We start from the raw sequence: 14,930 nt of genomic DNA, 5'->3' as shown, positions 1-14,930 counted from the left end.
AACTCGCAAAAACATACCAAATTTATAGATGATTTGAAAGGTCAAATCAAACTAATTTTTTATATGTTCTGATAATGATTAATTTAATCAGGTGAGTAGCTACTTGTAAAATTTTGCTATCTTGGATATATTCTAAAGAGTTGATAAATTTTCAAGGAATCAAAAATATGCCCGAGTCATTTTCGCATATTAATCAGCGCGGTGATGCTCATATGGTTGATGTTTCAAATAAACAGCTAACCATGCGACAAGCAAGCGCAGAATCATTAGTTTTAATGAATACCAAAACACTTGATATGATTATCGAAGGTAAACATCATAAAGGGGATGTTTTTGCGACAGCAAGAATTGCTGGTATTCAAGCTGCAAAAAAAACTTGGGATATTATTCCTCTATGCCATCCGCTTTTACTCAGTAAAATTGAAATTAATATTGAAGCTGATCGAATAAAAAGTTGTATTCGAATTCAAGCTAACTGTCGATTAAACGGGCAAACAGGTGTTGAAATGGAGGCTATGGTAGCAGCGTCAGTTGCTGCTTTAACTATTTATGATATGTGTAAGGCTGTACAAAAGGATATGGTCATTACGCAAGTAAGATTATTGAATAAGAGTGGTGGTAAGTCTGGAGACTTTATTGCCAAGGAACTAGATGAATAAAATTATTTTTTTTGCTCAAATTAGAGAGTTAGTTGAAATTGACAGCATTATCTTAGATGCTAATCAAGTTTCTATTTTGGAATTGCTTGAACAACTCAGCAAACGTGGCGATAGGTGGGCTTTAGCATTCAAAGAGAGAGTTATTTTATGTGCCGTGAACCAAGTATTGGTTGATTCTGATTATATTATTCAGGCTGGCGATGAAATTGCCTTTTTCCCTCCTGTAACAGGTGGTTAAAACGATGGATATTATTAAAGTAAATGAAGAGTCAATTGATAATAATCAGTTAATTAATTGGCTTTCAGAATTACCCCAAGATGGTGCTATTGTCACTTTTATGGGTAAGGTTCGTTGTTTTGAAAAACAGACATTGAGCCTTTATTTAGAACATTATGCAGAAATGACAGAGAAAGTTTTAGCTAATATAATCGCTAATGCTCGAAAAAGATGGCAATTAAGTCGAGTTGTGGTTATACATCGAGTTGGGAAAATTAATGCTAATGAGCAGATCGTATTTGTTGGGGTAAGTAGTGCTCATCGTGCCGATTCATTTGCGGCTGCTGAATTTATTATGGATATTTTAAAAAATGAAGCGCCATTTTGGAAGAAAGAACGAACCATTGATGGCGATAGCTGGGTTGAAGCAAAAAAAACTGACGTAGATGCATTGAAAAAATGGAATTAATCCCTATTTAATATATAATACGATAGTTTATATGGCATTTTTAGGAGAGATAAGGAATGGCAAGTTTTTCGCCGAATGGCTTGATTAATGAACAAGCTGGCAGTCGTGTACAAACGTATATGAGCCATGTATATGGTTGGATGACTGTTGGTTTATTATTAACAGCTTTAGTTGCTTGGTTTGCATCAAGTAATCTTGCGCTGATACAATTATTATATAAAGGTATGTGGGTATTGATGATAGCGGAACTGGCATTAGTTTTCGTTATTTCTGGCATGATTAATCGTCTTTCTGGCGCTGCCGCAACGACATTATTTATGCTTTATTCGGTTTTAAATGGTTGTACCTTTTCAATCTATTTTCTAGTTTATACTTCATCGTCAATAGCAAGTGTGTTTTTTATTACCGCAGGTATGTTCGCAGCTTTGGCTTTTTATGGCTATACTACTAAGCGAGATTTGTCTAGTTTCGGTCGTTTCTTATTTATGGGATTAATTGGATTAGTCATTGCATCATTAGTGAATATATTTATGCATAGTGAACCATTGATGTGGGCTATTACCTATATTGGTGTATTTGTTTTTGCAGGATTAACTGCTTACGATACTCAAAAATTGAAAGAATTAGGTGACGGTTTACCTCAAGACGATCAGAATATATTTAGACGTTATGTTATTTTAGGTGCATTACAACTTTATCTTGATTTTATCAATTTATTTATTATGTTATTAAGAATTTTTGCCGATAGACGATAATGGTTTGAATCTAGAAAGAGGGCTCAATTAGAGCCCTTTTTTGTTAATATTTTATTAGTATTTATCTAGATAATGCTAACTTGTTAAAAAGTTTCAGGAAAGCACTACGTTTCAGTATAAAATACTGTAAGATTCTTTTGATGTTAAGTGAATGGATGGTCTACTAGTGAGTACTATGAAAAAATTATACTGTTTTGTTTTAATAAATATCTTCATTTCATCTCTTATTGCAGTACGTTTCTTTCTGGTTCCTGATGTAGCGTTTTCTTGGCTTGGTAGCACATTTTCAGTGTTTGCTGTACTTGGACATTTTTTTTCATTATATATATTGTTTTTTTTAATCTGTATACCAACCCTGTGGTTAAGAAAATATTTATGTTATGCCATTCTTGCTATTTTATTTAGTTTTATTCAAATAACATTATATGTTGATACAATTGTTTTTCAGCAATATCGATTCCATATTAATGAATCTGTTTTATCAATGGTATTATCAGGTCAAGTTGTTGATTTTTCTATAACAACGTATTTGTTAATGCTGGCGCTTATTATCGTTTCATTTTGTGTTGAATATCTTATTATCTATATTATTGATTTCCAAGTATCTAAACCTCATAATAAATCGAAAGTAATTTTATTATCCACACTGCTATTAATTGCTTCTTTATTTATTAGCCAGTTTGGACATATGGTTGGTTTTTATTATGCTTATTCTCCAATAATGGTTGTGAAAGAATATATTCCGCTTTATCGTCCATTGACTTCAAAAAAAATCATGAGTATTTTTGATAAGGAAGGTGCACGAAAAGTTGTTTATGATAAAGATAATATTAATGCAACTGTCGATTATCCTAAAAATCCGTTAGTGATTAACCCAGAAAATAAAAAACTTAAAAATATAATATTTATTGTTTTAGATTCATGGCGATATGATACTTTTAGTAATGAAATCTCACCAAATACTTTTCAGTTTGTTAAGAATAATAATGGCGTGATCTTTAATAATCATTATTCGACAGGTAATGCAACGCGTACCGGTATTTTTGGACTTTTTTATGGTATTCCAGGTACTTACTGGGATTCATTTTTACGTGGTAGCATTCCGTCCGTATTTATTACAACTTTACAGAAAGAAAATTATAATATTGGTATTTTTACATCAGCTAAAGTAACTGCACCTGAATTTGATCGAACTGCGTTTGTTACTATTGAAAACTTAAGAATCAGTAGTAAAGATGGCTCAGCATCTAAACGGGATAAACAAATCACTGATGATTGGTTAGCATGGTATAAATCGCGAGATATTTCAAGACCAACGTTTTCTTTTTTATTTTATGATGCGCCTCATGCGTATGATTTCCCAGATGATTTTTCAGTTAAGTTCAAACCTATTGGCGATCTTAACTATATGACATTGAACAATGATACAGATCCTTTGCCGATTTTTAATCGTTACAAACAAAGTGTCTATTATGATGATTATTTATTACAAAATATTTATGATGAACTTATTAAATCAGACTCTTTAAATGATACATTGTTAATTATAACAGGTGATCATAGTCAAGAAATGAATGATAATAAACTAGGTTTTTGGGGGCATAATGGTAATTATACTGATGCACAAACTAAGGTACCTTTTATTATTGTTGGTGCGACAGAGTTAGGTAATTTGATAAATAACAGTAATAAATTAACTAACCATGAAGATGTTGTCCCAACCCTAATGAAGCATTATTTATATGTTGAAAATGATATAAAGGATTATTCTACCGGATATGATTTATTTCAACCTATAACTGATCGTAATTGGTTATTAATGTCTAACTACAGTTCTTATGCTGTTAGAACACCAGATAATATCTATTTTGTTAATAGAATTGGTATTAGTCGTTATATGGATATACATAATCGTGAGGTTAACGAGGTACCAAATTACCAAAATATTCAAGAAGCGATGAAAAATATGAGTTATTTTTTCAGTCAAAGAAAAAATCATTAACATATTAGAACGGAATATCTAGCAACAAATGAAAAATTCTATCCGCCATATTCATGGCGGATAGTGATAAAAATTAACGAACATCAGCACAATTTAAGCAATAAATATAACGATTTTGGGTGTCGTTAAAATTATTCCATAAAGAGATATGTTGTTTTAGCTGTTTTGCTTCAGGAAGATGTTCAAATAATATCTCAGCTGTTGATTGCGGTAAGATAGCTATCATATCTGAATATAATGCATTAAACCAATTTACTTCAGATTTTGGCCAGTCAATTTTATAATCAGTTAAATTTGCTAATGTTGCAGCTATTTCAACGGCATCATCAAAATCACCTAACTTATCAATAAGCCCTATTTTGTCTGCTTCTGCTCCTAACCAGACTTGACCTTGTCCAATTTTATCTACTTGTTCCGTTGTCATTTTTCGCGCTTTTGCTACTAGCGAAATAAATGTTTGGTAGCCATTGTTGATGTTCATTTGAATTAATTGGTTTGTTTCTTCAGGCAAGTTTTTAGTTAAATTATTGCCTGCCAATGGTGATGTACTTACTCCATCACTATAAACACCAATATGAGATAAAGAGTTTTCAAATGTTGAAATAATACCGAAGATACCAATAGAGCCTGTAATTGTGTTTGGACTTGCAACAATATAATCAGATTCAGTTGAGATCCAGTATCCACCTGATGCAGCCATTCCGCCCATAGAAACAACGACAGGAATTTGATAACTACGTAAAGCTTCTAATTCACTACGAATCGCTTCAGATGCATCAACACTACCCCCAGGGCTATTTACTCGTAATACTACAGCTTGTATATTTTGCTTATCTAGGTTCTTACGAATTTCTTTAAGTTGCTGAACAATGTCTTCGCTTCCTGCTACATTATTGCTATTTTCACCATTGGTGATCGTACCATTGACAAAGACAACAGCGATAAGTGGAGTATTACTTTTATTATTATCACCAACTAATTGTTCATTTTCTGATTTAAGTTGATAATCGTAAATACTAATTTCATGTTGATCAGTGAATTCTAATTCATATTGATGACTTGAAGCAATAACATCAACTAAGCCATTAGATAAAGCATATTGAGCCATATTACCATTAGCAGCTCTTAATTCTGATAGCATTGTTTCAGGTGCAGGCACTAATTGTGAATTGGCTTTTTTTCGTTGTGTTGAGATATCATTAAGGTAATTATCCCACATATGGGTTAACCAACGAGTTGTATTATTTCTCGCATCTTCCGACATGTCATCACGAATAAATGGCTCAATGGCAGATTTATACGTTCCTACTCTGAAAACATGTGTATTAACTTTTAAATTATCAAGTAGGGTTTTATAGTATAAGTTGTTTGCAGCTAATCCATATACGTTGACTGAGCCAAGAGGTGTTAGATAGATTTTATTAGCATAACTCGCTAAATAATATTGGCTCTGATTATAACTTGTTCCAAAGGCATAAATTGGTTTTTTAGCTTCTTTAAATTTGGTTAAATACTTGCCCACATATTGTAAAGAGCTCAGATCGGCACCAACAAAATTATCTAATTTTAAAATAATGCTTTTAATATTTGGATCGGTGGTTGCTTGGGCAATTTTTTGCGTTAATATAAACAAACTATTTTCGCGGGAAGTATTTACTTTTTTACCATAAATTTTATTTTGTAGTGCATAGATTTCATCATTGTAATTCGTGTTATCAACAATAACACCTTCAAGATCTAAAACCAATGAACCATATTGAGGAACTGTATCTTGCTTTTGAGCTTCATTTATTAAGCCAATACCGCCGAAGATAAGCAGAATAATAACTAAGAATATCAAATTAAGAAACGTTTCTCTTATTACATTAATCACTTTCCAAATAGATTTTATGACAGATAATGCAGACATAATAATAAGTCCTTGTTAATAATAACTTTAATTTTTCGTTTCAATATTACGTTTTTTGAAATATTTTTTATCTTCAAATCGTAAACATGTCAGTTTTCCTCCCCAACAACATCCAGTATCAAGTGCATAAATATTTTCTGGTGTACCTTTACCATTTAATGCAGCCCAATGCCCGAAAGCAATACTATATTGTGCGGGTATTTTACTTGGCAATAAAAACCAAGGTTTAAGTTTTATTGGTGCTTGTTCAGGTGATTTTTTAAAATAAAAATCTAACCGGCCATCTTCATAACAAAAACGCATACGTGTTAGCGCATTGGCAATATAACGTAGGCGATCCAATCCTTGTAAATCTGATGACCATTCATCAGGAAAGTTACCATACATTTTATCTAAAAATAAGGGATATGAATCACTAGATAGCATAACATTCAGATCGTGAGCGCATTTTTTTAGTAATTCAAGATCCCATTGTGGTGAAATACCCGCATGGGTCATGATTAATTTTAATGATTCATCAATTTGAACCAATGGCTGTTTACGTAGCCAGTTCATAAGTTCATCATAATCGGGAGCATTGATGACTTCATCTAAATTATCTTTCTTTTTAACAAGTGTAACACCAGCATATACTGATAATAAGTGCAAATCATGATTACCTAAAACCATACGAATTTTCTGACTATTTTGCTTAACAAATCGTAAAACATCTAATGATTTAGGTCCTCGGGCAACCAGATCCCCTGTTAACCATAAAGTATCTGAAGATGAGAATTTTGCTTTTTCAAGTAATCGCATGAATTCATCATAACAACCATGAATATCACCAATGAGTAAATTTGCCATAATATTATTTCCATGCATTTGCAAGTTGGCAATATTGTTGAACAGTTAGATTTTCAGCGCGTAAATTTGGATCAATATTGAGTTCAACTAATTGTTCGGCTGTAAACATATTGCCTAAACTGTTACGGATCGTTTTTCGGCGTTGATTAAATGCTTCAGTTGTTACACGAGAAAGTATTTTGACATCATTTACTTGATAAGGTTTTTCTTTATATGGAATCAACTTTACAACCGCAGAATCAACTTTTGGTGCTGGTTTAAATGATGTTGGAGGTACTTCTAATACTGGAATAATTTGGCAAAAATATTGTGCCATTACACTTAATCTACCATAGTCTTTACTATTAGGTGCGGCGACAAGTCGAGTTACTACTTCTTTTTGTAACATAAAATGCATATCAGTAATGATATTGGCATATTCAAATAAATGGAACATCAACGGTGTAGAGATATTATAGGGTAAGTTACCAAATACTCTTAATGGTTTACCTAATTGTTGCTTTAATTCATTAAAGTCAAATGTCAGAGCATCTTGTTCAATAACTGTCAATTTATCATTTAATAGAGGATTATCAATCAATCTACTGGCTAAATCTCTATCAATTTCTACAACCGTCAAATGGTCAACGTATTTACTAACTGGAACAGTTAATGCAGCTAGTCCAGGACCAATTTCTACTAGAGCTTGATCTGCTTTAGGCTGTATAGCTGCAACAATGCTTTCAATAATATAGTCATCGTGTAAAAAATTTTGTCCGAATCGTTTACGGGCGAAATGCCCTTGGTGTACACGATTATTCATGCTTATCTTCACCTGTAATGTTAATGTAGGCATCGCCTTTTAATTCTTGAATCCACACTTGTGCTTCCTCACTAAATTTACGATTAAATATCAATCGGTAAGCCCGATCTTGTTTAACTGCATTTGTGCCATCAGTTTGTTTGGTATCGAGTAATTGAATCAAATGCCAACCGAAAGATGATTTAACTGGCTGGCTGATTTCACCTTTTTTTAACCGAACTAGGGCATTTCTAAATCCACTGTCATAGACATCTGGGCGACTCCAACCTAAATTTCCTCCATTTTCGGCTGAGCCAGGATCTTCTGAATTAGCCTTTGCGGCTGCTTCAAAACTTATTGCACCACTGATTATTGATTTGCGAATATCATTCAATTTTTGTTTAGCTATTTCGTCTGTCACCAATACATTTGTTTTAATTAAAATATGGCGAGCATTCATTTCTTCAATAGTATATTTTTTGGGAGCTTCTGTGCGGGTATCATCTACTTTCAAAATATGTAATCCAACGCCAGAACGAATTGGGCCAATAATACTGCCTTTTGGTGCTCTAATGAGCCGTTCTTCAAAGATAGTTGGTAGCTCGTTGAGTTTATTCCAACCCATATTACCGCCTTTTAAAGCGTAATCATCATTTGAATATGTCGCTGCTAATTTTGCAAAATTTTCACCTTTTTGTGCCCGATTAAGGATATCATTTGCTTTGTTAATTGCATTATCAATTTGTTGTTTAGACGCTTTTTCTGGTACTGATATTAAAATATGACTAATTTTGACATCTTTATTGTTGGCTGGTTGTTCAGCAAGATTTTTAGTCAAAGTTTCAACTTCTTTTTCTGAAATTTTAATTCTAGGCCTAACCTCATTCATTCTGGTCTGTTCAATCAACATGTCATTATGGATTCGTTCCCGATAACTGCTGTAACTAATACCCATTATTGAAAGTTTACTTCTGAGCTCATCAATCGTCATACCGTTTTGCCCTGCGATTCTAGCAATAGCATTGGTGACTTCATCATCATTAATTGTTATTTTGGCTTTCGCGGCTTTTTGTAAAATTAAATTTTCAATAATTAAGCGATCCAGAATTTGTTCTCTTAATACTTTATCATTAGGTAGATTGCTCGCATCTGTACTGGCCTTAATTGTTTTTAACATGTCGTTAATATCACTTTCCAAAATGACATTATTATTAACTACCGCAGCTACTCGTTCAATAACCTTAGGTGCAGCAACGGTTGATAATGGTGTAAGTAGTCCTATGGTTAAACTTAAACTTAAATTTAAAGTAATCAATAGGTTTGATAGTTTCATATTTGCGCTACTCATGTTGTTTGTTACAGTATAAATATTACTGTATTAATTTATTTAGTTATATTAAGTAAAATTAAAATGTTGTTGTGTATGGCAGTTTACCAAAGTTTAACATTTTTGCTTTCGCATCACGGTTACGACCTAAACCTTGTAATTCAAAATTAACTGAAAGTTTATTTTCGTATTTACTACTACGTGAAATTGAATCCCAATCTGTTAACTTTCGTCCATATTGTACGGTCATTCCCCAGCAACAGTCACTGTAATGTAACCCTATTGAGCTATCGACAGTTTGCCCTAAGCCGACATCGTAATAGTATGAACCTACTGCATTGATCGTTTGTGACAATGGCCACGCCGTAACAAATCCAGCTTGTGATATATCTTGTTTATAATTCTTATATAAAGAATTTGAATCAACCGTATTGATATAATTATGGTTAGCATAACGATAAGATAGTTGTAATAATTTTTCACTTGATGGGTGATACTCAAATATTGCATTAGCTAAAGATACGGTATCAATTCGAGTATCATATTGTATACCACTTCTGAAAATTACATCATTAGTAACCCGCCAAAAATTATCTGATGCCCAAGTGATACTACCAGTATCCGAATTTTTATCTAACTCAGTATTATGTTCACTGGTTTTTGATTTAGTAAAATAAGTTATCTGCCCTATGGATAAATTAAACTTTTCAACTTTATTATCATCGTAAAAACGAGTTGTTACCCCTGTAGCTATATTATTAGCGGAAGCAATTCGATCTAACCCACTGTATGGTTGATCTCTAAATAGACCTACATAATCAAACTGTAATAAGGTTGAGTCATAAGTTCCTATATTAGACTGATTTCGATATGGAATATAGATATATTTTACGCGCGGTTCTAATGTCTGGGTATAGCCATCAATGAAATTGAAGTCACGTTCAAATATAATTTTACCATCAATACTAAATTTTGGTATAAAGCGGTTAACATTTTTATCTAACTGTTTATATCGATCAATATTTCTTTTAATATTATCTTGACTATAATGGGTTGCCATTATACCGGCTGAAGTGGTTAAAATTGTCCAAGAATTAGTTAAAGTATAATTAAATGATGGCTCAATATGAGCTCGCCATGCTTTAGGATTATTTTTTCCTGAGCTTATAAAATGAGACACTTGCGAAAATGTTTTGAATTTTAGCGGTCCAAAATCATAATTATAATAATTAATATTTAATTGTGGTTGAGTTTGATACAAAGAATCTTTAACGCCATCTTGAAAGGCTTGAAAGTGTCTATAACCCAAAGTAATATCCCAGTTAGGATCATTATAGCCCAGTTTATAAAACTGTGTAAGATAACCTGCTGTTTGGGATGTATATTTAGAATCTAAATCTGCTAGATATTGATTATCACTTACACGGGTCGAATCAACAGTAAAACGCCAATTGTAATTAATTAATTCATCGTTTTTCCAATAGAATAACCAGCGATGACGATTGTCATCATAGTTATTACCATTTAATAATCTATCCCTATCTTCGCTATATTTAGCATCATGTTGTAACCAATCAAATGCTAGTGTACCCAAACCAAGTTCATTTAAATAGCGGAATTCAGTTTGTAATTGAAGACCTCGACGTTGCAATACCCTTGGAGTAAATGTGGCATCATAATTAGGTGCAATATTCCAATAAATAGGTAAAGCAAAATCTACACCACTGACACTGTCATAACTTAGATTAGGAATTAATAAACCAGAACGACGCTTATTACCTGTAGGTAATTGTAAGTAAGGCGAATAGAGCACGGGAACTTTACCAATACGAAATACTGCATTCCATACTTCAAGTAATTCTTCTTCATTATCGTGAATAATCGTTGAACCTTTAATACTCCAAGTACTGTCATCGACAGGGCATGAGGTAAAACTGCCATTTTTTAGAATTATCAATCGATTTTTCTCAAGTTTCATCTCATCAGCATCACCACGACCAAGACGATTGACAAGATGGTACTCACCAGGGCTAATTTGAGTATCATTATTATTAAGATTCATTGATGCATTATTGCCTTTTATATTGATCAAATTATCTTGATAATTAATGTTACCTTGTAAGATCGCCATACGATTATTTTTATTCGTTGAGTCAATTGTAACTTTATTCGCTTGTACTGTGCGGTTTCCTTGTTCTATTGAAACATCACCTTGATAAATGACTGTATTTGGATAAATAGCTTTAAATTGGTTTGCTTCGGCATTAACTGGTAATGTGTTAATATCACCTTTAACTAAAGGCCGATCAAATTTAGGAACATTGGCAAGACATTGTGGATTATTACTTTCAGCTTTAGGTAAACCTATAGCGTAACAGCTATTAGACAATGAAAGGGTAACGGTAATTGCAATAAATGACGGCGTTAATTTTTTCATCAATGATTAAAGGTAGTTATGATTATTATATGCTAAACATTATAACGATTATTTACAAAAGTGCGAACGAAAAATTAATGTTTGGCTCTTCGCTTATTTGTTTTACTCAATTGCTTAACCATTACTATTCTTTTGTCAACAGAAGTATGCTGAAATTCATCCCACCATTTAGCCAGAGCTAAAAGCTCACCTTTTTCGATGGATGCACGCATTTCTAATAAGTCATAAGCTGCACGGAATTTAGGATGTTCCAAAATTGCAAATGCACGTTTACCTTCACGTTTTTTCATTCGTAATTGTAAACGCCAGATATCTCCCATTATTGTTGTCAATCTTTTAGGTATTGCAATAATTCGGCATTGTTCACTTAGTACATCATTAATAGCCATTGAAAATGCATCATGAAATAATAAACCACCTTCAACGCAAGTTAATTGTGCCTGTTCAATAATTGGATACCAAAAAAAAGCGGCAAATAAAAATGCTGGATTAACACGTTGCTTATTAGTTATGCGGTAATCAGTATTTTTTAAAACTTGCTCAATCATTTTTTCTAAATAGCTATTATTATTTTGAGTAAATAGCCGTTCAATGACCGGAAATAGCTGCTCAAAAAGATGATATTTTCTTAATAATAAATAAGTGTTATAACCATTGCCTGATTGTAATAATTTTAGCGATTCATCAAAAAGTCTTGCTGACGGAATATTTTTTAACAAAGGTGCAAGATGTTTAATTGGTTCAGAGGTTGATGGCTCAATTTGCATATCAAGTTTAGCGGCAAAACGAATCGTTCTTAACATCCTAACTGGATCTTCTCGATAACGAACTTTTGGATCACCAATTAAACGAATGATTCCATTTTGTAAATCTTTTAAGCCACCACAATAATCACGTAATGTAAAATCTTTTATACTATAATAAAAAGCGTTCATTGTGAAATCACGACGAACGGCATCTTGTTCAATTGTTCCGTATACATTATCACGCAGTAACATTCCCGATTGGGAACGTTTGGCGATATTGTTTTGTTCATCTTGGTTGCTGTGTTCACCACGAAAGGTTGCTACTTCAATAATCTCTTTACCAAACATAATGTGTGCCAAACGAAACCGTTTTCCCACTAAACGGCAATTGCGGAATGTTTTTTGCACTTGTTCTGGTGTCGCATTGGTTGCGATATCAAAATCTTTGGGTGTTTTACCAAGTAAAAGATCACGAATACACCCACCAACTAAGTAAGCTTCATACCCTTGTTTGTTTAATCTATAAAGAACTTTTAATGCATTTTCACTAATATCTTTACGTGAAATATTATGTTCATTGCGAGAAATGGAAATATACCGAGATTTTTTTTGTTCTTCAATGTGAAACATTTTACGGCAAAAGCGAGAGACATGTTTAAAAATAGTGCACCTCTGAAAGTGTATTTACTCAAGTGATATTGCACGAAATTATATCTCAATTACTTATAACTTTCCATTTTTCTTCATTTGTTAACTTTAACTATAGTAAAATTAAATATTTTATGATTTTAGTTTAATATTGTATTTAAATTTTTAAACATAATTATCAACAATAGCACTTTATATAGTACAATTAGCAATATTGCTGTAGAAAGCAACATTATCTATTTACATGTATTTTATGTGTAATTTTACTATCTAATTATGATTAACTAACCTATATTCAAAGATTTTTAATTTATTGAAAGAAATAGTTTGTATAAATAACATGATAAATATGTGAGTTATATTTTTAATATGTTAATTTTTTCAAAACAGAATTAGTCAATAAAAATCGTTTGAGTATATACCATTAACTGATAACTTATTTTGGGGACATTATGAATATTCGTGATTTGGAATATTTTGTTTCGTTAGCTGAATTTCGTCATTTTCGTAAAGCTGCTGATGCTTGCAACGTGAGTCAACCAACTTTAAGTGGGCAAATCAGAAAATTGGAAGATGAACTAGGCGTAATGTTACTAGAACGTACTAGTCGCAAAGTTTTATTTACTCAAACAGGAATGATGCTTGTTGAGCAAGCAAAAGAGATATTACGCAATATTCAAATCCTTAAAGAGATGGCTAGCCGCCAAGGTGAAGAGATGTCTGGGCCGATGCATATCGGTTTAATACCAACTATTGCCCCTTATTTATTACCACATGTAATAACGGTACTACATGAATCTTTTCCTCAACTAGAGCTTTATTTACATGAAGCACAGACTGCTAATATTGTCGCTCAACTTGAAAGTGGTAAGTTGGATTGTGCGATAATTGCGCAAGTAAAAGAAACAGCGCAATTTATAGAATTACCGTTATTTAATGAGCCAATGTTTTTAGCTGTTCCAGCAAATAATGAGTTAGCAAATAAACAAACAGTTAAACTCTCTAATTTAAAAGGTGAAAAATTCTTAATGTTAGAAGATGGGCACTGTTTACGTGAACATGCTATGGGATATTGTTTTCAAGTAGGTATTGACGAAGATAAACAATTTAAAGCAACCAGTTTAGAAACCTTGCGTAGCATGATTTCTGCTGGTCGAGGAATAACCTTGTTTCCTGAGCTAGCAGCTCCAAATGAAAGAATACGAGATAATATATGCTATATTCCATGTACTGACCCTGTTCCAGTACGTAGTATTGCTTTGATTTATAGACCTGGTTCACCTTTGCGTTCACGTTATGAAACAATAGCAAAAACGATTCGTGAACATATGCCAAAAGTATTTGCTGAAAAAGAACGTTTATTAACATCAACAAATTAAAAATGAAAAATATTAAAACCAGTGGTGTACGCGCACAGCAGAAACAGAGAACTCGTCGGTCACTAATTGATGCTGCTTTTAATCAATTGAATGCAGAGCAGGGATTTGCCAGTTTGAGTTTGCGTGAAGTTGCTCGAGAAGCAGGTATTGCTGCAACATCATTCTATCGACATTTCCGTGATATGGATGAATTAGGTTTAGCAATGGTTGATGAAAGTGGTTTAACTCTTCGCCAATTGCTGCGCCAAGCACGAAAACGTATTGAAAAAGGTGGTAGCGTGTTGCGTACTTCAGTAACAACGTTTATTGAGTTTATAGATAAAAATCCCAAAGTTTTTTTACTATTACTTCGTGAAAAAGCAGGGACTTCATCGGCCTTTCGGTCAGCCATTGCGCGTGAAATTCAACATTTTATTGAAGAATTGGTTGACTATTTGGATAATGCTAACCAAATGCCTCATCATTATAACGTAGCACAAGCAGAAGCAATGGTAACCATTGCTTTTAATGCAGGAGCAGAAGCGATTGATTTTGATATCATTCAACGTCAAAAATTAATCGAAGATCTTATTTTCCAGCTTCGAATGGTTTCACGTGGTGCCTATTATCTTTATCACAAAGAATTAATTAAAGAAGGAAAATATTAATTACAAGTTTTTTATACTCAAACGTATAGTTAACCTGAAACTTTTTGACAAGAATTAAATTACCATTCTGTTTATTCATTGCGTAGCCTAATAAAATAAACTATTGAT

At 32.7% G+C, this 14,930-nt stretch carries 13 protein-coding genes; 7 read left to right on the top strand and 6 right to left on the bottom strand.

What is annotated here, in order from left to right:
• Nucleotides 1-167: 167 nt before the first annotated feature.
• The 5 genes from moaC (at nucleotide 168) to H3T96_RS04925 (ending at nucleotide 4,102) form a co-directional block, all read left to right on the top strand.
• Nucleotides 168-659, top strand: coding sequence for a cyclic pyranopterin monophosphate synthase MoaC (gene moaC / locus H3T96_RS04945; protein WP_086326377.1), 492 nt, complete (start codon nucleotides 168-170; stop codon nucleotides 657-659).
• A complete protein-coding gene (gene moaD / locus H3T96_RS04940; protein ID WP_039128173.1) occupies nucleotides 652-897 on the top strand; it encodes a molybdopterin synthase sulfur carrier subunit in 246 nt (81 codons plus the stop codon). The genes moaC and moaD overlap by 8 nt, the downstream gene beginning before the upstream one ends.
• Nucleotides 898-901: 4 nt before the next feature.
• A complete protein-coding gene (moaE, locus tag H3T96_RS04935) occupies nucleotides 902-1,345 on the top strand; it encodes a molybdopterin synthase catalytic subunit MoaE (protein WP_144091779.1) in 444 nt (147 codons plus the stop codon).
• Nucleotides 1,346-1,401: 56 nt separating this feature from the next.
• Entirely contained in the window at nucleotides 1,402-2,100 is a 699-nt protein-coding gene (locus H3T96_RS04930) for a Bax inhibitor-1/YccA family protein (RefSeq protein WP_039128179.1), read from the top strand.
• A 175-nt stretch (nucleotides 2,101-2,275) separates the two neighbouring features.
• Entirely contained in the window at nucleotides 2,276-4,102 is a 1,827-nt protein-coding gene (locus H3T96_RS04925) for a sulfatase-like hydrolase/transferase (RefSeq protein ID WP_144091780.1), read from the top strand.
• A gap of 73 nt (nucleotides 4,103-4,175) precedes the next feature.
• On the opposite strand, the gene sppA is transcribed toward H3T96_RS04925, so the two are convergent.
• The 6 genes from sppA to pcnB all read right to left on the bottom strand — a co-directional run bounded on the left by sppA (nucleotide 4,176) and on the right by pcnB (nucleotide 12,811).
• Nucleotides 4,176-6,011: a signal peptide peptidase SppA gene (gene sppA / locus H3T96_RS04920; protein WP_144091781.1), complete on the bottom strand. Its 1,836-nt coding sequence runs from the start codon at nucleotides 6,009-6,011 to the stop codon at nucleotides 4,176-4,178.
• Between the two features lie 27 nt (nucleotides 6,012-6,038).
• Entirely contained in the window at nucleotides 6,039-6,857 is an 819-nt protein-coding gene (apaH, locus tag H3T96_RS04915; protein WP_039128184.1) for a bis(5'-nucleosyl)-tetraphosphatase (symmetrical) ApaH, read from the bottom strand.
• 4 nt (nucleotides 6,858-6,861) lie between these two features.
• On the bottom strand, nucleotides 6,862-7,659 hold the full coding sequence (gene rsmA, locus H3T96_RS04910; RefSeq protein WP_039128187.1) for a 16S rRNA (adenine(1518)-N(6)/adenine(1519)-N(6))-dimethyltransferase RsmA: 798 nt from the start codon (nucleotides 7,657-7,659) through the stop codon (nucleotides 6,862-6,864).
• Complete coding sequence (surA, locus tag H3T96_RS04905) at nucleotides 7,652-8,971, bottom strand: peptidylprolyl isomerase SurA (RefSeq protein ID WP_086326373.1); 1,320 nt, start codon at nucleotides 8,969-8,971, stop codon at nucleotides 7,652-7,654. The genes rsmA and surA overlap by 8 nt, the downstream gene beginning before the upstream one ends.
• A 73-nt stretch (nucleotides 8,972-9,044) precedes the next feature.
• Nucleotides 9,045-11,402, bottom strand: a complete 2,358-nt coding sequence (lptD, locus tag H3T96_RS04900; RefSeq protein WP_039128190.1) for an LPS assembly protein LptD — start codon at nucleotides 11,400-11,402, stop codon at nucleotides 9,045-9,047.
• A 74-nt stretch (nucleotides 11,403-11,476) separates the two neighbouring features.
• Nucleotides 11,477-12,811, bottom strand: a complete 1,335-nt coding sequence (pcnB, locus tag H3T96_RS04895) for a polynucleotide adenylyltransferase PcnB (protein WP_260846846.1) — start codon at nucleotides 12,809-12,811, stop codon at nucleotides 11,477-11,479.
• Nucleotides 12,812-13,248: 437 nt separating this feature from the next.
• On the opposite strand from pcnB, the gene oxyR reads away from it, so the two are divergent.
• Nucleotides 13,249-14,175: a DNA-binding transcriptional regulator OxyR gene (oxyR, locus tag H3T96_RS04890; RefSeq protein WP_086327616.1), complete on the top strand. Its 927-nt coding sequence runs from the start codon at nucleotides 13,249-13,251 to the stop codon at nucleotides 14,173-14,175.
• A 2-nt stretch (nucleotides 14,176-14,177) separates the two neighbouring features.
• Entirely contained in the window at nucleotides 14,178-14,822 is a 645-nt protein-coding gene (fabR, locus tag H3T96_RS04885; protein WP_039130139.1) for an HTH-type transcriptional repressor FabR, read from the top strand.
• Nucleotides 14,823-14,930 lie beyond the last annotated feature (108 nt).

It is taken from the genome of Gilliamella sp. W8136, from assembly GCF_016101285.1.
Taxonomy (GTDB): domain Bacteria; phylum Pseudomonadota; class Gammaproteobacteria; order Enterobacterales; family Orbaceae; genus Gilliamella; species Gilliamella apicola_N.
This window is presented reverse-complemented; position numbering and strand designations above follow the sequence as displayed.